This window comes from Foliimonas ilicis (assembly GCF_039939195.1).
Classification (GTDB): domain Bacteria; phylum Pseudomonadota; class Alphaproteobacteria; order Rhizobiales; family Rhizobiaceae; genus Foliimonas; species Foliimonas ilicis.
This window is the reverse complement of record NZ_JBDUUH010000010.1, coordinates 22985-41618: the sequence shown is the minus strand read 5'-3', so window position 1 is coordinate 41618 and position 18634 is coordinate 22985. Positions and strand designations below refer to the sequence as shown.

Genomic DNA, 18634 nt, shown 5'->3' with positions numbered 1-18634 from the left:
ATTTTCACCCTGTATAAAATGACTTTGCTGATTTTCGAGTTTCGACGCGCAGATTGTTTCCTTCCATCTCGTATCGCGACACGCATTTCCTTCTCGTGATGGCTGATGTTGATAAGATTGGTAGAAATTGAAACTGCGATTTCGAGGACTATCGATGACCCAATTCCGCATTGTCGGCTTTTCCGGCAATTTGACCCGTCCTTCGAAGACAAAGAGTTTTGTCGATCACATTGCGACAGAGGCTGGTGCGCAATTCGGGGCATCTCCATCGGTGTATGACATTGCCGATCTTGGGCCGTCTTTTCCCGCAGCCCGATGGTCGAAGGAACTAGACGATCAGGCATCCGGCATCATTGCCGAACTCAAGCAGGCGGATCTGCTGGTGGTCGGAACGCCGACCTTCAAAGGCAGCTACACCGGGCTATTCAAGCATTTCTTCGATCTGCTCGATCCAAGCGATCTGCGCGGAAAACCGGTCATTCTGGTTGCGACCGGCGGAGGCGATCGTCATTCGCTGATCGTCGAGCATCAGCTACGCCCGCTTTTCGGTTTCTTCGAAGCCTTCTCACTGCCGACGGCAATCTATGCCTCAGACCGCGATTTCACCGATGGTGCAATCAGCAATCCGGCCATTCGAAATCGTGCCACGCAGGCCGTTTCCGAAGCCGTTCTTGCCACCTACGGGCGCAACTTTCTGCAAGTCGCGGCAGAGTAATCTGTGGTCGCCTTGTAAGGAGACCATTTTTGGCTTTATCCGCGTCTGAAACGCGGCAGGACATCGGGCGCCGCAGTTTGTCCCGGAAGCAGCGTCTCGTTACGATCGAACTGAACTTGCTGCGGCGTGTAGGGCTCTTCCAGAAACTGCCGTTCGTCGGCACTTAGTTCAATATCGAGTGCGCCGAGAGCGTCTTCGATATGATGAGGCTTTGTCGCTCCGATGATCGGCGCGGTGACGGCTGGATTGTCGAGCAGCCATGCCAGCGCGATTTGTGCCGGCTTTACATCGCGTTTCTCGGCAAGCTCGATAACACGATCGACAATTGCCTCGTCCTGCGGTCGCGTGAAATCGCGCACCACCTGCGAACGGTCGGAATTGCGCCGCCGGCTTCCCGCGAGCAGGCCTCTGGCCAGCGGGCTGTACGGTATAACGCCGACGCCGTCATTCAGACACAGCGGCAGCATTTCGCGCTCCTCCTCGCGATAGAGCAGATTGTACTTGTTCTGCATCGTGACGAACTTGGTCAGGCCGTTGCTCTCAGCTAGCACCTGAAGTTTTGCGAATTGCCAGGCATGCATGCTGCTTGCGCCGATATAGAGCGCTTTGCCCGCCCGCACGATATCGTCCAGCGCCTGCAGCAGTTCTTCAGCAGGTGTCGATGGATCGAGCCGGTGAATCTGGTAGAGGTCGACATAATCGGTGCCGAGGCGGCGAAGACTGTCGTCGATTGCGTGGCGGATGTGTTTTCGCGAAAGACCACGCTGGTTCGCGCTTGGGCCCATCGTGCCGAAAACCTTCGTTGCGACGACCACTTGATCGCGCTGCGGACCGAACCGTTTCAGCGCGCGGCCAAGAATTTCTTCGCTGAGGCCGGTGGAATAAGAATCGGCAGTATCGAAGAATGTAAAGCCGCTTTCGAAGGCCTGCCGATAATGCGGCTGCGCATCTTCTTCCGACAAAGCCCAGGGCATCCAGTCTTTCGAACCATAGCTCGAACATCCGAAGGCGAGGGCGGAAATTTTGAGCCCGGTCGAGCCCAGTTGGACAGTTCTCATGCAATATCTCCAGATTGCAAAATCCCCTGAACAAGCGATTTTCCGCGCGGACGGTATTGCCTGCATGGGCAAGCGGCGAGGGATCGTTTTTTCCCTTTCCGAGGCAGATTGGATTAATCTACCTTATTAGTAGACATTAAAGATTTTAGGCTGGCGGTCAGTTCGAGTTATCCGGCAATTTCGGTTGGATGGCTTGATCGGGACCGCGCTTGGCTGCGCGGGGAAATCCAGGAAGAAGGATTGACGCCAAGCATGTCCGTTACCTCAAACTTAGAGAATCCGAAGCTTTCGACAGGCTTTCATGCACGAAAGCAGTCGGGTCGCAGCGCTATATCGAGCGGCATAACGCTGCCGAAGCTCGGTTGGCTTCAGGTCGGGCAGATTGCGTTGCTCGCGGCGATCTTGGGCAGCATTCAGTATCTGGTGGATAGCGGATCGATCAAGCAACTCTATCTTGCTTCGCCAACGCAGGTGGCTGCCGCGTTCCCGCGCTTGTTGAATGAAGGCGACCTTCTCTACCATTTGCGGGTTACGCTATCTGAAGCTGCTCTCGGCTTTGCGCTGGCCTTTGTGTTCGGTGTCGGCACCGGCGTCTACATGGGATTGTTCGAAAACGCGAACCGCTTCCTGAACCCGTTTCTGGTTGCCGCGATGGCGGTTCCCAAAGTCACGATCATACCTATGCTCACGCTCTATCTGGGTATCGGATTTTCTCACAAAGTCTTCATTGTCTTCCTGTTCGGCTACTTCCTTTTCGTCTTCAACACGATTGCCGGCATCCGGCAGGTCGATGACCGGCATCTAAAGGTCGCTCGTTCGCTTGGCGCGACCAAGCTGCAACTGGTGTTCAAGATCATCCTGCCTTCCGCAGTCCCGTCCATCATGGCTGCAGTGCGCATCGAGGCCGCCATGTGCCTTGTCGCAGCTCTGTTTGCAGAGATCGTCGCTTCGAAGGCAGGCCTCGGAAACATGCTCAATCGTGCGGTGGGCGTCTACGACACCGCCAGTGTTTTCGCGCTCGTCGTGTCGATCACGGCTGTCGCACTCATCACCGTATTCTTCGTCAATCTTCTCGAAAGGCGCGTCTTCCTTCGATGGAAATACGCTTAGCCATCCCATTCATCAGTACAGGTATCACCATGAAAAAACTTCTTGCCAGCATTGCGCTCGTTACCGGGCTTCTCGTCGCAAACTCTGCTTTTGCCGAGGACAAGCCGGAGCGGAAAACACTTACTCTAGCGGAAAGCACATCCTATACGCAGCAGCCGATACGCTTTGGCGTCGAGAAAGGCTTCTTCGATGAAGAAGGGTTGGACGTCGAGTTCACCGATGTGTCCGACGTACCGACCGGGGTCGCCGCCGGCGATCTGACCTTCGCTTTCGGACCAACCAGTCAATATCTTCGTGCGGCGGCGCTCGGCTCGCCCATCAAGATTATTGCCTCCGCTTTCCGCAGCAAAGGCCCATTCTTCCTGATCGCCCGCAAGGGCATCGAAAACTTCGAAGACCTGAAAGGCAAGACGATCGGCAATGCCGTAGAGGGCTCCAATATGGACGCCTATCTCAAGGTCATTCTGCGCGAGAACGGCGTCGATCCGGCCAAGGACGTGACGCTGTTTGCCGCTGGCACCAATCAGCAAGCTTACGGCGCGCTGATTTCCGGTCAGGTCGATGCCACGATCATTCACCAGCCATTCCCGGCGCTTGGCGAATTGGAGGGCGAGTCCAAGACGCTCGCGCGCGGCTGGGACTATCTGCCGACTTACCACACCGGAGTGCTGATTGCCGGAAACGATGTCATCGCCAATGATCCCGATCTGCTGGAGAGGGGTCTGCGCGCTTATTTCCGCTCATACACTTACGCCAAGAAACATCACGACGAATATATCCCGTGGCTTCAGGCGCAACTCCATCTCGACCCGGAAGCGGTGCGCCAGGCGATCAAGCAGGAAGACGACATTTGGGACAACAACCCGGCGGTCGATCCAAAGGCCATTGCCGATACGCAGCAGGTCGAAATCCAGCTTGGCAATCAGAAGGAACCCTATGACGCGGCGGCGTTCATCGATGAGCGCTTCATTCCGCGCGAATATGTGAAGCCTTTCGCATCCCCGGAACGTGCCGCGAAAGTCGGAAACTGAGCGTCTGGAGTGAACCGATGTCCGTTTTCAACGTCGCAAATCTGAACAAGGTCTATCCGGGAACGTCGCCGGTGGTGGCGCTCAAAAATATCAGCCTGAAGGTGGAGGAGGGCGAGTTCATCGTCCTTCTCGGCCCCAGCGGCTGCGGAAAGAGCACGCTGCTCGAGATATTGTCCGGCTTGCAAAGTGCGACGGACGGCAAGGTGGAGTTTCACGGGCGTCCGATAAATGGCCCTCAGCCAAGCCTCGGTGTCGTTTTTCAGGATGCGTCGCTGCTTCCCTGGCGGACGATCGAGAACAATGTCGAGCTTGGCCTTGAGCTTCGAGGTGTTCCCAAAGAAGAGCGGCGCAGGGCGGTGGCGGCCCATCTGGCACAAGTCGGTCTTGGCGGATTCGGTGAAAAATATCCGCATCAGCTTTCGGGTGGAATGCGGCAGCGCGCAGGCATTGCCCGTGCCCTCGCCAACGATCCCGAAGTGCTTTTGATGGATGAGCCGTTCGGCGCGGTCGATCACATTACGCGGATCAAACTGCAGGAAGATCTTATCCGGCTGTGGCAGGAACATCGGCGCACCATCGTCTTCGTCACACATGATGTCGGCGAGGCCGTTTTCCTTGCGGACCGCATCGTTCTGCTGTCGCCGCGGCCGGGCCGGATACATGAGATTTTCGAAATCAATCTGCCGAGGCCGCGAAAGCGCGGCGACCTATCCCTTCTGAAGCAGGAGGCGGCGATCTACGAAGTTCTCCATGCCGTCGAGGAAGCCGCGTCGCAAAGTCCACTGGTCGCCTGATTTATATGCGAGGAATTTTATGAGCGCAGAACCACAAAAGGCGTCGTCGCCTGCGAGAAGGCCGGGGCATCTCAAACTCGGCTATATGTACTGGGCAAACGGGACGCACCCCGCAGGATGGCGCTATCCGGGCGCTGCCTATGAGGGCGCGTTCGACGCGGAGCACATCACCCGGCTTGCGCAGATCGCCGAAGAGGCGAAATTCGACTTCTTCTTTTTCGGTGACCGGCTCGCAACCGGGCTCGGCTATGAATTTACGAATACCTCTGTGCTGGCTCGCATCGAGCCTTTCACGGCGGCCTCTTATATCGCGACCAGGACGAGCCATATCGGCATCGTGGTCACGGCCAATCCCACCTACTACGAGCCGTTCAATCTCGCACGGCTCGTCGCATCGCTCGACCATGTCACGCATGGACGCGCTTCCTGGAATGTCGTCACCGGGGCGGACGGACGTGCGGCGCAAAATTACAGCCGCCCGGAGCATGGCGACCCGAACTACCGCTACGACCGTGCCGACGAGTTCATCGGCATAGTTCGTGGACTGTGGGACAGTTGGGAAGACGACGCATTCATCCGAAACAAGGAAACGGGCGAATTCGTTGATGGGTCGAAAATCCATCCTCTCGACCATGTGGGAAAGACATTCAGCGTCAAAGGTCCGCTGAACGTTGCGCGGTCCCCGCAGGGGCAACCGGTGCTTCTGCACGCGGGAACGTCCGACAGGTCACGCGAATTCGGCGCACGCGAAGCCGATGTGATTTTCGCAGCCGCTGCGACCATCGAAAACGGTATCGCCTATTCGCAGGACATTCGCCGTCGTGCGGCGGCCTATGGCCGTGCGCCCGAGGCGGTTTCAATTCTGCCGGGCCTGACACCGATCGTCGGGGAAACGCTGGAGCAGGCCCGAGAGATTTATGACGAGCTGAACGCGCTCATCTTGCTTGATGACGACATCCGTTTCGGTGGCAAGGGCGCTTCGTTCTGGGATTTGAGTGTTTCCCGCCCGGAAGTAAGAGGCGAGGCATCGGAAATGGGAACGCGCAATCTTGGCGCGCTTTCTCAACGCATTGGCGTGGACGTGACTGCAATCGATCCCGACAGCCCGATAACGGCGGAACTTGCAGAACGCTTCAATCCGACCGGGCGCTATCTGCTGGCGATAACAGAAAGCCGAACCGGCCGAAGCATTGGAGCGGACAGGCCGGCGACGCTGCGCGATCTGCTCTATAACCATATCGTAGGCGGACATATCGTCGTGGGCGGCCCGATCGAGATCGCCGACTATCTTGAAGCCTGGTTCAACGCTGGCGCTTCCGACGGCTTCAACATCCAGTCTGCCTTTGTCTTCGATCAGTTCCTGAAATTTAACAGCCTCGTTCTTCCCGAATTGCGCCGCCGTGGCCTGTTTCGCGACGAGTATGAAGGTAAGACGTTGCGGGATCATCTCGGGCTTGAGCGTCCTCGAAGCCGCTGGGCCGCCTGAAAATATCCGAAAGGCTTATCGACATGACAACACCACAGCGCGAACTGCATCTGGGCCTGATGTTCTGGGCCGGAGGAACGCACCCGGCAGGATGGCGCATGCCGAGCTCCAAGCCGGATGCTGCTTTCGGCATCGAATTTCTGCAATATGTCACGCAGCTTGCCGAAGCCGCGAAATTCGACTTCCTTTTTCTCGGCGACAGGCTGGCGACGGACCCGGAATTGCAAACCACCAACCCTGCGCAAATGTCGCGTCTGGAGCCGTTCGTGTCCGCGGCAAGTCTGGCCGCCGCAACGTCTCATATCGGCATCGTGGTGACTGCCAATCCGACCTATTACGACCCGTACACGGTGGCACGTTTGATTGCGTCGCTCGATCATCTCAGCAAGGGGCGCGCATCCTGGAACATCGTGACGGGTGCGGATGCGATTGCGGCGGCAAATTTCAGCCGCGACGAGCATTGGGAAACCCAGAAGCGTTATGATTGGGCGGATGAATTCGTCGATGTCGTCAAAGGCCTGTGGGATACTTTCGAGGACGATGCATTCGTGCGCGATCCCGAAAGCGGACGGTTCGTCGATCCTTCGAAGGTGCATCAGCTCAACCATCGCGGCCGCTATTTCAGTGTGGACGGGCCTCTCAATGTCGCAAGGCCGGTGCAAGGGCATCCGGTGATCCTGCATGCCGGTACGTCCGAACGATCACGCGAACTCGGCGCGCGCGACGCCGACGTTATCTTCGCCGGGCAGCCGACAATTGGTGCCGCTCAGGCCTATTACGCCGACATCAAATCACGGGCGAAAAAATATGGCCGCACCGACCGTGAGATTTCCATTCTCCCCGGTCTGACCCCGATCGTTGCAGAAACGACCGAGGAAGCGGTGGCGATCTACGATCACCTGAACAGCCTTCTGGTACTCGACCCGGAAGACATTGCCGTCGGCGAGGTGCGCTATGGCGGGCTCGGACGCGAAAAGCATCGAAATCTCGCCCGCGTATCCGGGCTTATCGGCGTCGATGTTCGCGGTCGCGATCATGCCGAGCCGGTGGATCAGCAGACTTTCGACGCCTCGAACGATGAAGGAAAACGCCTGTTCGCCGAAATCACGCGGCGCACGCGACGTACTATCGGTGGAGAAAAACCCATCATCTATCGCGACCTGATTCACGGTGCTTCGCTGGGAGGCGCGATTGTCGTCGGTGATCCTGACGAAGTCGCCGACTACATTCAGCATTGGTATGAGGCGAAGGCTGCCGACGGGTTCAATATATTCCCGGCCTACATTCCGGGCGCGGTGGAAGCGTTCACGACCCTTGTCGTTCCGGTGCTTCAGGCGCGCGGAATATATCGCAAGGATTATAGCGGCCCGACATTCAGAGACCATCTCAAGCTGGACCGGCCGCCGAACCGGCTCACGGTTTCAGGGCGCTTGAAAATCTCGGAAGTTGCTTAAAGCGTGTGGCTCGGAGTGAATTTTGGTGTGCCGGAAACCAAAGGCATCGCAATATTCGATAAATATAATCTAAGTATATTGAAAACTTTAGAAAATTTTGTGTCCTCGATTTTCTCATAATTGCCTAGCATGCGGGAAATAAAAGGATAAAAAATGTCTCATAATAGAGAGCTCCATCTAGGATTTACCATCTGGCCTACTGGATTTCATCCTGCGGGATGGCGTTTACCGGAGGCCAGAACGGACGGGAATTCTAATCCTAAGCTTCTGATTGAAATGGCCCAACTCGCCGAACGCGGGAAGATGGACTTCTTTTTCATCGGCGATCAGGTGGTTGGCCTGCCGGAATGGCAGCACGAAAGGCCAAATCAGGTCTTGCGGCCAGAGGCGCTTTCATTCGCCGGTTTCATTGCGGCCGCGACAAGCAAAATCGGTATCGTCACGACCGTCAACACGACCTATGCCGAGCCTTATTCCGTTGCGCGCGCGACGGCGACCCTCGATCATTTGAGCGGCGGACGCATCGGCTGGAATGTCGTGACGGGCGAGGCGGAAGCCGCTGCGAAGAACTATAACCGCAAGGAGCACTGGCAGAACGAGCGTCGCTATGAATGGGCGACCGAATTCGCCGACGTCGTAACCCAGTTGTGGGACAGTTGGGAGGATGGCGCCAAAGTCGTCGATAAGGAGACGGGCGTTTTTGTCGATGAGTCCAAGGTGCATCGGATTTCTTACCGCGGCGAGTTTTTCGAGATCGATGGACCGCTCAATGTAGAACGCCCGGTGCAGGGTCAAATTCCAATCGTCAACGCCGGAAAATCCGATCGTTCGGTCGAGTTCGGTGCGCGCTTCTCCGATATCAAATTCACCAACTCCTCGACGCTCGGCTTCGAAGGGGCGAAAGAATACTATGCGCGGCTGAAAGGCCGCCTCGCTGCCTATGGCCGAAACCCGGATCAGCAATTCATCATTCCCGGACTTGCGGTCTACACCGCCGAAACCGCCTCCGAAGCGCTCGGTCGCTATCGCCACATTCAGGATTTGGCGAATGTCGTCACGAACCTTCAAAAGCTCTCCGAGGCATTCGGTGCGGTCCTTTCCGACCTTCACGACGATACGCCCTTGTCGGAAGTCGAGGCGCTTGCGTCACCTTCGGAAAAGGCGCGTGTCGTAATCGAAGCAGCGCGCCACAATTTCGGTGTCGAGGATCCGACGATCCGCCAGATCTTCCTGGCCTTCTGGCGCAATCTTCATTTCAAGGAAATCGTCGGCGACCCGAAGACGGTCGCGGATTTGATCGAGCTCTGGTTCGAAGAGCGAGCGGTCGATGGCTTCATGATCTTCCCGCCATACCTGCCGGGCGCACCGGAAAATTTCGTCAATCTTGTCATCCCTGAGCTTCAGCGTCGCGGCATTTACCGCAAGGAGTATTCGGGCTCGACCCTGCGCGATCATTTCGGGCTTGACCGCCCGGAAAACCGTTTTGCAGCAAGCCAGAATGCGACACTCCGGGCTGCCGCCAACCGTTGATTTCAGGCCGTGTAATTTTACAGAAATTCAGGACGTAACCATGCCGAACGACAATTCTTCTGACCGCCAGAAAGTGCTCGTCACTGCGGAGGAGCTGGCAGCGCGTATCGATGGCGCAGAGCAGCAGATTATTCTCGATATCCGCTTCAATCTGCAGACGCCCGACGGTCGCCCTCACTATCGCGAGGGGCATATTCCAGGCGCTGTTTATGCCGATCTCCCGACCGAACTCGCCGGCGTACAGAAAGGGTTCAGCGGTCGCAGGCCGCTCCCCGAAATCGCAGACCTTCAACGCGATGCGCGCCGTTGGGGCATCAATGAAGGCGATACAGTTATTGTCTATGACGACAATTTCGGCCAGCAGGCAGCGCGCGCATGGTGGGTGCTGCGCTGGGCAGGCATTACCGATGTGCGCCTGCTCGATGGCGGTCTGGCTGCATGGAAAGCGCTTGGCAGGTCGCTGAGTACCGAAGTGCCTTTGCCGGATTATGGCAATGTCTCGCTTAGTGCCGGAAATTTACCGGTTCTCTCTGCCGACGATGCCCAGGACTTTGCGCGCTCGCGCATATTGCTGGATGCGCGCGACGCGAAATCCTATGCCGGTGCAGCAAGCTCGAATGGGCGACTGACCGAGGGCCATATCCCAGGTGCGTTCAGCGCGCCGACCTCACAAAACCTCGATGAGGCAGGTCGTTTCAAGAGTGCTGATGTGTTGCGCGAGCGTTTCGAAAAATTGGGCATAAAGGGATCCGAAGAGGTCGGCGTCTATTGCGGCGGCGGCGTATCGGCAACGCATGAGATCATCTCGCTGGCATCCATCGGCATTCCGGCGGCATTGTTTCCCGGCTCATGGTCTGCGTGGAGTTCCGATCCTTCCCGGCCGGTCGCGACCGGCACGGAACGCGGTTAGGACGGATTAATGACAGCCATAGACGGCACGCGCGAAACCTCGCCGCAGGCATTGGAGCGTCCATCGTTGCTTTCCAGGATCTCCGGTTCTGGAAGGGCAAGGCTCATCCGCGACCGAATTCTGGTCTTCGCGGCCATCATGATCGCGTGGGAAGGCGCAGGCTGGCTGGGCGTCAGCCAGATATGGAGCTCAAGTCCGACACTCGTCGCAGAGCGTCTCATTTCGCTGGCTGCCAGCGGCGACCTTTGGCGGCATATGCAGCGGACATTGCTTGAGGCGGGCCTTGGTCTGGCGCTTGCGTTTGCGGTCGGCGTGCCGATCGGCATGGCAATGGCGCGGTTCAAATATGCGAACTCGGTCGCCGAGCCCTTCATCATGGCACTCTACAGCCTGCCGCGCGTGGCACTCGCACCGCTCTTCATCATCTGGTTCGGCATCGATCTGTTTTCCAAGGTGATGATGGCTTTTTCGACCGTGCTGTTCATTTTCATGCTGAACATTCATGAGGGTCTGAAAACAATCGACCGCGATCTGGTCGATCTGTTTCGCACGATGAAGGCACCCCGCCATTATGTCGCCCGCAAGGTGCTTCTGCCATGGCTGGTGCCTTGGGTGATAGCGTCACTGCGCATCGGCGTCGGTCTGGCCCTGATTGGCGCGGTCGTGGCCGAACTCATCGGCGCAAGCGCGGGCCTCGGCTGGTATATCGAACACTCAGCCGGACGGCTTGATACGACCGGCGTCTTCGCCGGACTGACCTCGCTGACCTTCATCGCGGTTGCCGGCAACCTCATCGTGGGTGCGCTGGAGCGCAAATTCTCTTCGTGGAGGGCGGCATGAACGTCGCCCTTAGAGTGCCGCAGGCAAGCACGCCGGTTGCGCAGCCGAAAGTCTCGCTTCAAGGCGTTAGCCTCACATTCGCTTCGCAGTCTACCGGCACTGTGAAGGTGTTGGATGATGTTTCGTTCGATGTCGCCGCCGGTGAGTTCGTCTCGATCGTCGGGCCGAGCGGATGCGGCAAGTCCACGCTGTTGCGCATCCTTTCAGGCCTGCTCGTGCCTGCTTCCGGCCATGCCCGCATCGATGGCAGGCCGGTTTCGGAAAACCGCGAGCGCATCGGCTTCATGTTCCAGCGCGACACCTTGTTGCCGTGGGCAAGTGTTGAAGACAACATACGCGTTGGTGCCGATCTGGCCGGTTTACCGAAAGAGAAAATTGCGCCGCGGCTGGCCGAACTGATCGCATTCCTGCGCCTGACAGGCTTTGAAAAACATCGTCCGCACCAGCTTTCCGGCGGCATGCGCCAGCGCGTATCGCTGGGCCGCCTGCTTGCCTACGAGCCGGAGCTGTACCTGCTCGATGAACCGTTCGGCGCGCTCGACTCCCAGACGAAAATCGCGATGGGCCGCGAGCTTCTGAAAGTGTGGAGTGCATATCGCCGATCCGTGCTTTTCGTCACCCACGACATTCACGAGGCGGTCACACTATCTGATCGCGTGATCGTCCTCTCCTCGCGTCCCGGGCGCGTCAAGCTCGACGTCAAAATCGACCTGGAGCGACCAAGAAACCCGGCCGATCTCAGAAAATCCCCGCGTTTTGCTCAACTCGTCGATGAAATCTGGGCCGGGCTCGATCTCGCGCCAGACCTATGATCGACATCCAAGGAAATCCAGAATGATAACTCCCGCAATCTCCAGCTTGCGAAACACCGTCTTTCGCGCATTCACCGGGTCCGCACTTGCCGTCGCAGTCACCTTCGCTGCGCTCCCCGCTCAGGCGCAGACGAAGGTCATTTTCGGACCGTCGGGCGGGCTTTCCGACAATTCGCTGGCGGTGCAGGTGGCCATCGATGAAGGTTACTACAAGGAAGCCGGTATTGATGCGGAGGTCGTGGCTTTCAAAGGCGGCGGCCCGGCACTTCAGGCGTTAACTTCGGGCGCGGTTCAGTTCTGCGTGTGCGCGCCGGAGCATGTCATCCGCATGCGCTCTAAGGGTATCAATCTCGTCGTCGCTTATGCTCTGAACGACCGGGTTCCCTACGTTCTTCTCTCGGCGCCGGATGGTGGTGTCAGCAAACTTTCGGACCTCAAGGGCAAGAAAGTCGGGATCACGACACCCGGAAGTCTGACTGACAATCTCGTGCGTCTGGCACTGAAGCGCGAGGGTATCGATGCCGACCGCAACGTTGAGATCGTGACGCTGGGTGCTGGCGCGGCGCATAAGGCTGGTATCGACACGGGCAATGTTGCCGCCGGAATGCTGGCAGGTTTCGATGCGCTTTCAATGACGGAATCCGGCTATGTTCCGGTTGTCGATTGGCGTCAGGAAAGTGTTCCGGCACTTGGCCTTCTCGCCACGCAAGAATGGCTGGATGAAAACCCCGACACGGCAAAAGCAATCGCCGTTGCCACACAGCGCGCGACGAAGCTTCTGCTGAGCGACAGGGAAGTCCGCGTTAATGCCTTGAAGAAACTCTTTCCCGAAATCTCCGATGAACTGATCCAGAAGGGTTCGGACAATCTGGAAAAGGCACTCAACCCGACCGGGCATTTCGATGAACAGCCTTTTCGCACGCTCGAGGCCGATCTTTTGGAACTTGAGCCGGATCTGACACCAGTCGATTTTGCCGCTGCCAATCCGCGCCTTGCTCCATGAGCGAGACAGCAAAAACAGAGCTGACGCCGACGGGCTTTTTACGCGCCGGCATCAATCTGGGAAATGGCCTTCTGGTGAGCGGGCGTGATGCCGATGGTGCGCCTTTCGGCGTCGCGCCGGATGTCGCGCGAGAAGTCGCCAAGGCGCTTGGCGTGGAGGTGAAGCTTGTACCTTTCGACACGCCATTTGCGCTGGCAAATGCAGCCGAAGACGATGTCTGGGATATTGGCCTCATCGGTGCGGAGCCGGAACGCGCCCGCACCATTCAGTTCACCGACGCCTATGTCGAGATCGAAGCCGGGTATCTTGTGCCTGCTGTGTCGACAATATCGGCGGTTGGCGAGGTCGATCGACCGGGCAACAGGATCGCCGTATCGGCCAAATCTGCCTATGATCTCTGGCTGGACCGCAACATTCAACATGCCGAACTGGTGCGCACGAAGCCGGGCGAAAAACCGCTCGACCTGTTCCGCGATCAGGGACTTGAAGTGCTTGCCGGGTTGCGCTCGGATCATTTGCGCATAGCTCAGGAATTTCCCGGAAGCCGTGTGCTTGACGGCCATTTTACTACGGTGCAGCAGGCCATTGGCGTACGTCACGGCAAAGTGGCTGCAGCGGAATTTCTGGCGAAATTCGTGGCGGACGCAAAAAGCAGCGGCCTCATCCAGCAAATCGTTTCAAATCATGGGATGAGTGATCGCCTTGTCGCGAAATGAGGATTTTAGCTTGGGCGGGAAGCGCGGCCATGCCAACGAAGAGTTTCCCAATACACAGTCAATTCATAAATGATCTATTTATTTACTCACGAATTGATTATGGAGAGCAGCGGCCTTTAAGGATCAAAGGGAAATGATGCGGATGCACATCGGCGTGCCAATCTCGATTTCACGTCCAGTATCCGTCAAGTGCCCCGTTGCGAAATCGCGTTCGAAAATTGAAATCCTGTCCGCATTCTGATTGGCGGAAAACAAATGCCGGCCTGAGGGGCTGATTGCCAGATTGCGCGGTGTCGCGCCGCCGCAGGATGTGAATCCACGTGGGATGAGGTTGCCGCTCGATGCATCAACTTCGAAGATTGCGATGCTATCATGGCCGCGATTGGACCCGTAGATGAAGCGGCCGTCCGGGGAAATCTGGATATCGGCGCAATGATTTTCGGCACGACCTTCTTCGGGCACAGCGGGATGTGTGTCGATGATCGCCAACTGTCCCGTTTCCGCGTCGAACGATAGCGAAACCACGGTTGAATCAAGCTCGTTCATCACGAAAACGAGGTGTCCATTCGGATGCAAGGCGACATGGCGCGGCCCGGCGCCGGGTGCGAGCTGAAGGCGCGCGATTTCCTGCAAAGCACCGTCTTCACTAAAGCGATAAGTTATTAATGCGTCGAGCCCTAGATCGGCAACGATAGCCATTGATCCGTTCAGGGTCGGCGTCACGCTGTGGGCGTGGCTGCGCTCTTGCCTATCCTTGTTTGGACCGGACCCGCTATGCGCAACGCTGGATAATGGGGCCGCCAGGCCGCCATCCTCTCTTATGCCATAGGCCACGACGGACTGGTCCGGTCCACCTTCACCCATCGCGTAATTTGCGACAAGCAGATGCTTGTTGTCCAACGTGATCGAATTGTGCGCGGTGATGCTTCCGAGCGCGGGCTGCATGTTGATGTGGGTGAGGGCAGATGCTTCGCGGTCAAAGGCGAAAGCGGTGACCAGACCTTCGCGCCAGAGATAAACCTCCGAATTCGTGTAAATCCGGGAGCCGTCAGGGGAAACTGACAGGAAAGTCGGATTATCGACACCGTCCGTTTCCGCGAGTTTTTCCGTTTCCAGTGTCTCTTCGTTGAAACTATAGACCGAAAGGCCCTTTCCTCGCGCGCCCTGGAAGTATGGCGCCTCGCGATTGAGGCTCCCAATGAACAGCAGCATCTTTCCAGTCATATTTTTCTCCCTTGCGCCGAAACCTGGAGTTTCCAACCGCCTGCAGCGACGCGCGGCAACCATAATTCGCACATTGTCATCGAAAAGCGCTGCTTGCAATCTAATCTCATATGTGAAAATCTAATTTACAAGAGAATGCTTGGGAGGCTTGGGCAAATTGCGATCTACCCCGGAGGAGGGGACGATTTGCATTTTGCGCTTTCGCACGGTGAGCGCGGCCAAATTCCTCGATCTTGTGTCGGGCGAATGGAATTCGATGAGTGGAGGAAAACAATGCTTAGGATTATAGGCGGCCTTCTGGCTGCGACCGCCATGACGATGGTTGGTTCCGTCGCTTTGGCGCAGGATGCGGCGCAGACCGCGATTGACGGTCTGCCTGCGGAACTCAAGGCTCAGTATGAAGACGCGCCGCAAACGGTTACGCCGTCGGCCTGGAGCGATTGGAAAGCGCCGCAGGGCCCTTGGAAATGGTGCCATTCGGAATCGTATCAGGGCAATCCATGGCGGGTGACTGTTACCAAGGAGCTCAAGCGTCTGGTCGATGGTCTCATTGCAAACGGATCGGTCGCGAGCTTCGAAGTGTCTGATTCCAACAATGATGCGAGCCAGCAGATCAACCAGATCCGCGCCTTCATCGACAAGGGCTGCTCGATCATCACCTCGATACCCGGTTCGGCCACGGCACTCGACGATGCAATTGAAGCTGCCGCTGCCGCAGGCATTCCATTTGTCACGGCAGCCGGTTCGGTAACGAGCCCCAAGGCAATCAACGTCGATTCCAACTATGCCCGCTGGGGCTACGACATGATGTCCGCAATCGGCAAGGAATTGCCCGATGGCGGCAACGTACTGATGGTCGAAGGCATTGCCGGACATCCCATCGTCGCGCAGCAGCGGCAGGGCGCCGACAAAGCACTGGCTGAACATCAATCGGTCAAGGTGCCGCGCAGCGTCAACGGCAACTGGACGGCAAACGTCACGAAGACCGTCGTGCTGCAGGCAATCGCGACGAACCCCGCGCAGATCGATGCCGTCTGGACCACCGGCAGCGAAAGCCGCGTCGTGGCCGAAGCTTTCTCCGAAGCAGGCCGACCGGCGCCATTGATCACCGGTTCGCTGACCGGCGATGCGCTGGGCTATTGGAAAGCCAATCCTGACAAGTTCAAGTTCGAAGGCGGCGCATTGCTTCCGCATTGGACTGCCCAGACGCTTTATCGCGTCGCGGTTCGCATGCTCGAGGGCCAGAAGCCGAAGCTCAACACGCTGATGATCCCAATCCCGGCCGTGCACAATGCGGATCTCGGAAGCTGGTACAAGGACTGCATGACGCCTGATGCGGTTTCGGTTTTCCCGGTTCCGCCGAAGGACCCGATGCCGGAAGAGTGGCTCGACGCCTATTTCGAAAATCCGGCCCCAAGCAAGGGCTGGGATTATGCGTCGACACCGGACGCCTGCGCCAAGTAGCAAAAAGGCATAGAATTGGGCCGGCCCTCCAGATTGAGGGTCGGCCTGTTTTCGGAGGAATATATGCTTGAGGTATCAAGCGTTTCGAAACGCTATGGCGAAACCGTTGCGTTGTCGGACGCGACCATCGCATTTCGCGACGGCACAATTCACACGATCCTCGGCGAGAACGGTTCCGGCAAGAGCACGCTGGTCAAGCTCCTGTCCGGCGTCGTGCTGCCGGATGGCGGCGACATATTGCTCGACGGCAAGCCGTTTCGTGGACGCGATCCCGCAACTTTTCAGGCGGCGGGATTTGCCACCGTTTTTCAGGAAGTGCTGATCGCGCCCGATCGCAATGTGATGGACAATATCCTTCTTGGGATCGATCGTCCGTTCAAGCGGGTGATCGCGCGCAGAGACAGGCGCGAAATGGCTGCGGCAGCGCTGGCGCGTTTTGCAATCACCGATGTGCCGCTCGATGCGGAGGCTGGCAGTCTGCCGCTTGCAGCGCAGCAGTTGATCGTTCTGGCGCGCGCCGTGGTTAGAAAGCCGCGCATCCTGATCCTCGATGAGATTACGGCCGCTCTCGACTTTGCCGACCGCGAATCCGTATTCCGGCTTATGCGCGAAATGGCGAGCGCCGGCGTATTGATCCTTTTCATCACCCATCGCATGGACGAGGTCATGGCGCTGTCCGATCGCATCTCCATCTTGCGCAGCGGCAAGGTTGTGAAGACCGAAGAGAAGGGCGTTTCCGATCCCGCAGCCCTCCTGCGCGCAATGGCGCCGCAGACTGCAGCAGAGCTTTCCCATGCCTGACACGCCGCTTCTCGTTGCCCGCGACATCGCAATGCGCCCCGGCGCAACACCGTTTACGCAAAAGATCGCACCCGGCGAGATCATTGGTCTGGCGGGCCTCGATGGACATGGGCAGGAGCGGTTCCTGCAAATGCTTGCCGGACTGGAGCAGCCAGCGGCAGGGCGCGTCGTCATTGGCGAAAACGGCGAGCCGATCACGAAATTCAAGAACGCAGTCGCTTCCGGCATCGCCTATCTGCCGCGCGACCGCCGCACGTCCGGCATCTTCCCGACAATGTCGATCCTCGACAATTTTGCGGTTTCGACGATAGATCGCGATACGCGTCTGGGCTTCGTCAGCAAGACCGCGCGGCGCGGGCGCTATGAGGCATATCGAGACAGGCTTTCGATTGTCGCGCCCAATCCCAACGCGCCGATCACGACACTGTCGGGCGGCAACCAGCAAAAGGTTCTGCTCGCACGCGCGCTCGCGCTGGAGCCGAAAATTCTGTTGCTCAACGACCCGACGCGCGGCGTTGATGTCGCGACGCGGCGCATCCTTTATGACGTCTTCCGCGAGCTTGCGGCGGAAGGCATGGCGCTCGTCATTCTATCGAGCGAGATCGAGGAAATTCTGGTGCTGTGCGGACGGGTGCTCGTGTTCCGCGAGCAGGAAATTTCTGCCGAGATTACAGGTTCCGATATGACGACCGACACTGTTCTTGCTGCGATGTTTGGACGGGCGGCATGACGGACCGAATTGCTCCCTCGCGGCTTGCCCGCATCTGGCGGCAGACAGGCTTTGCCGTCGTCCTGCTGATCATCTTGCTGATCGCGAATATTTTCTTGAATCCCGCACGCTTCCACCCGGCAGCGTGGGGAACTCTGATCGGCCTCGCAGCGCCTCTTATCGGTGCGGCGGCGGCCTCTACACCTGTCATATTGGCAGGGCGCGGCGGGCTGGACATCTCGGTAGGACCGCTGATGGGTTTCGTGAACGCCATCGTCATCAGCGTTCTTTTTCTGAAGCTTGGAATATCGTCACCGTTCCTGATCATACCCGCCGCTCTGCTCATCGGCGCGGTTGTCGGTGCGGTCAACGGTATGCTTGCGACCATCCTGCGCATTCAGCCCATCGTCGCCACGCTTGGCACTTACCTCGTACTTGCAGGACTGACGCTGACCATCCTGCCCGCACCGATTGGCCCGGCGCCGGGATGGTTGCGGTCGATGTCGGGCACGTGGTCCATCCTGCCGCTCATCGCGATTTTCGGCTTCTGGTGGCTTCTGCGCCAGACGCCTTATTACGATCAGTTGATGGCTGTCGGCAGCGACGATCGCGCGACTTATACTTCTGGCGTAAATGTGACTGCGGTACGCTTCGGCGCCTATGTGATTTCGGGCATTTTGGCCGCAGTCGCGGGCCTCATGCTGACTGCTCTCATCGGCTCGGCCGACCCGAATATAGGACTAAGCTATACGCTCATCGCAATCGCAGCCGTAGCACTCGGCGGGGTCAGCCTCGCAGGCGGCAAGGGAGGCCTCGTGGGTGCCGCTATAGGTGCAATCGATATCTTCCTGCTCCAGAGCGTACTGACCTCGTTCAACGTATCGACCTACGTGCTTCAGATCGCCTATGGCGCGATCCTCGTTTCGGCTGTCGTACTCACGGCCTTGCAAGAGCGTTTCCGAGAAAGGAGAGCCTGA

18 protein-coding genes are annotated in these 18634 nt (G+C 57.9%); 16 read left to right on the top strand and 2 right to left on the bottom strand.

What is annotated here, in order from left to right:
• Positions 1–154: 154 nt before the first annotated feature.
• Entirely contained in the window at positions 155–715 is a 561-nt protein-coding gene (gene msuE, locus ABFT80_RS19790) for an FMN reductase (RefSeq protein WP_347973668.1), read from the top strand.
• Between the two features lie 35 nt (positions 716–750).
• Here msuE and ABFT80_RS19785 read toward each other — a convergent pair whose 3' ends face one another.
• Entirely contained in the window at positions 751–1773 is a 1023-nt protein-coding gene (locus ABFT80_RS19785; RefSeq protein ID WP_347973667.1) for an aldo/keto reductase, read from the bottom strand.
• Positions 1774–2025: 252 nt separating this feature from the next.
• Between ABFT80_RS19785 and ABFT80_RS19780 the strand changes: the two genes are divergently transcribed.
• The 11 genes from ABFT80_RS19780 to ABFT80_RS19730 all read left to right on the top strand — a co-directional run bounded on the left by ABFT80_RS19780 (position 2026) and on the right by ABFT80_RS19730 (position 13459).
• Positions 2026–2883 carry an ABC transporter permease gene (locus ABFT80_RS19780; RefSeq protein ID WP_347973666.1) on the top strand — a complete coding sequence of 286 codons (858 nt, stop codon included), beginning with the start codon at positions 2026–2028 and terminating at the stop codon, positions 2881–2883.
• A gap of 29 nt (positions 2884–2912) precedes the next feature.
• Positions 2913–3914 carry an ABC transporter substrate-binding protein gene (locus ABFT80_RS19775; RefSeq protein ID WP_347973665.1) on the top strand — a complete coding sequence of 334 codons (1002 nt, stop codon included), beginning with the start codon at positions 2913–2915 and terminating at the stop codon, positions 3912–3914.
• Positions 3915–3931: 17 nt separating this feature from the next.
• Positions 3932–4708, top strand: a complete 777-nt coding sequence (locus ABFT80_RS19770; protein ID WP_347973664.1) for an ABC transporter ATP-binding protein — start codon at positions 3932–3934, stop codon at positions 4706–4708.
• A 19-nt stretch (positions 4709–4727) separates the two neighbouring features.
• Positions 4728–6194, top strand: coding sequence for an NtaA/DmoA family FMN-dependent monooxygenase (locus ABFT80_RS19765; protein ID WP_347973663.1), 1467 nt, complete (start codon positions 4728–4730; stop codon positions 6192–6194).
• A gap of 23 nt (positions 6195–6217) precedes the next feature.
• On the top strand, positions 6218–7648 hold the full coding sequence (locus tag ABFT80_RS19760; RefSeq protein WP_347973662.1) for an NtaA/DmoA family FMN-dependent monooxygenase: 1431 nt from the start codon (positions 6218–6220) through the stop codon (positions 7646–7648).
• Positions 7649–7801: 153 nt separating this feature from the next.
• A complete protein-coding gene (locus ABFT80_RS19755; RefSeq protein ID WP_347973661.1) occupies positions 7802–9178 on the top strand; it encodes an NtaA/DmoA family FMN-dependent monooxygenase in 1377 nt (458 codons plus the stop codon).
• A 40-nt stretch (positions 9179–9218) separates the two neighbouring features.
• Positions 9219–10088, top strand: a complete 870-nt coding sequence (locus ABFT80_RS19750) for a sulfurtransferase (protein WP_347973660.1) — start codon at positions 9219–9221, stop codon at positions 10086–10088.
• Between the two features lie 9 nt (positions 10089–10097).
• Complete coding sequence (locus ABFT80_RS19745; protein ID WP_347973659.1) at positions 10098–10928, top strand: ABC transporter permease; 831 nt, start codon at positions 10098–10100, stop codon at positions 10926–10928.
• Complete coding sequence (locus ABFT80_RS19740; protein WP_347973658.1) at positions 10925–11740, top strand: ABC transporter ATP-binding protein; 816 nt, start codon at positions 10925–10927, stop codon at positions 11738–11740. Before ABFT80_RS19745 ends, ABFT80_RS19740 begins: the two co-directional genes overlap by 4 nt.
• 22 nt (positions 11741–11762) lie before the next feature.
• On the top strand, positions 11763–12743 hold the full coding sequence (locus tag ABFT80_RS19735) for an ABC transporter substrate-binding protein (protein WP_347973657.1): 981 nt from the start codon (positions 11763–11765) through the stop codon (positions 12741–12743).
• On the top strand, positions 12740–13459 hold the full coding sequence (locus tag ABFT80_RS19730) for a transporter substrate-binding domain-containing protein (protein WP_347973656.1): 720 nt from the start codon (positions 12740–12742) through the stop codon (positions 13457–13459). Before ABFT80_RS19735 ends, ABFT80_RS19730 begins: the two co-directional genes overlap by 4 nt.
• 123 nt (positions 13460–13582) lie before the next feature.
• Here the strand turns inward: ABFT80_RS19730 and ABFT80_RS19725 are convergent, their stop codons facing one another.
• Positions 13583–14683: a lactonase family protein gene (locus ABFT80_RS19725; protein ID WP_347973655.1), complete on the bottom strand. Its 1101-nt coding sequence runs from the start codon at positions 14681–14683 to the stop codon at positions 13583–13585.
• Positions 14684–14956: 273 nt separating this feature from the next.
• On the opposite strand from ABFT80_RS19725, the gene ABFT80_RS19720 reads away from it, so the two are divergent.
• From ABFT80_RS19720 to ABFT80_RS19705, 4 genes are all read left to right on the top strand, one after another.
• Positions 14957–16147: a substrate-binding domain-containing protein gene (locus ABFT80_RS19720; protein WP_347973654.1), complete on the top strand. Its 1191-nt coding sequence runs from the start codon at positions 14957–14959 to the stop codon at positions 16145–16147.
• A 63-nt stretch (positions 16148–16210) separates the two neighbouring features.
• On the top strand, positions 16211–16948 hold the full coding sequence (locus ABFT80_RS19715) for an ATP-binding cassette domain-containing protein (RefSeq protein ID WP_347973653.1): 738 nt from the start codon (positions 16211–16213) through the stop codon (positions 16946–16948).
• Positions 16941–17678, top strand: a complete 738-nt coding sequence (locus ABFT80_RS19710; RefSeq protein WP_347973652.1) for an ATP-binding cassette domain-containing protein — start codon at positions 16941–16943, stop codon at positions 17676–17678. The genes ABFT80_RS19715 and ABFT80_RS19710 overlap by 8 nt, the downstream gene beginning before the upstream one ends.
• Positions 17675–18634, top strand: a complete 960-nt coding sequence (locus ABFT80_RS19705) for an ABC transporter permease (RefSeq protein WP_347973651.1) — start codon at positions 17675–17677, stop codon at positions 18632–18634. The genes ABFT80_RS19710 and ABFT80_RS19705 overlap by 4 nt, the downstream gene beginning before the upstream one ends.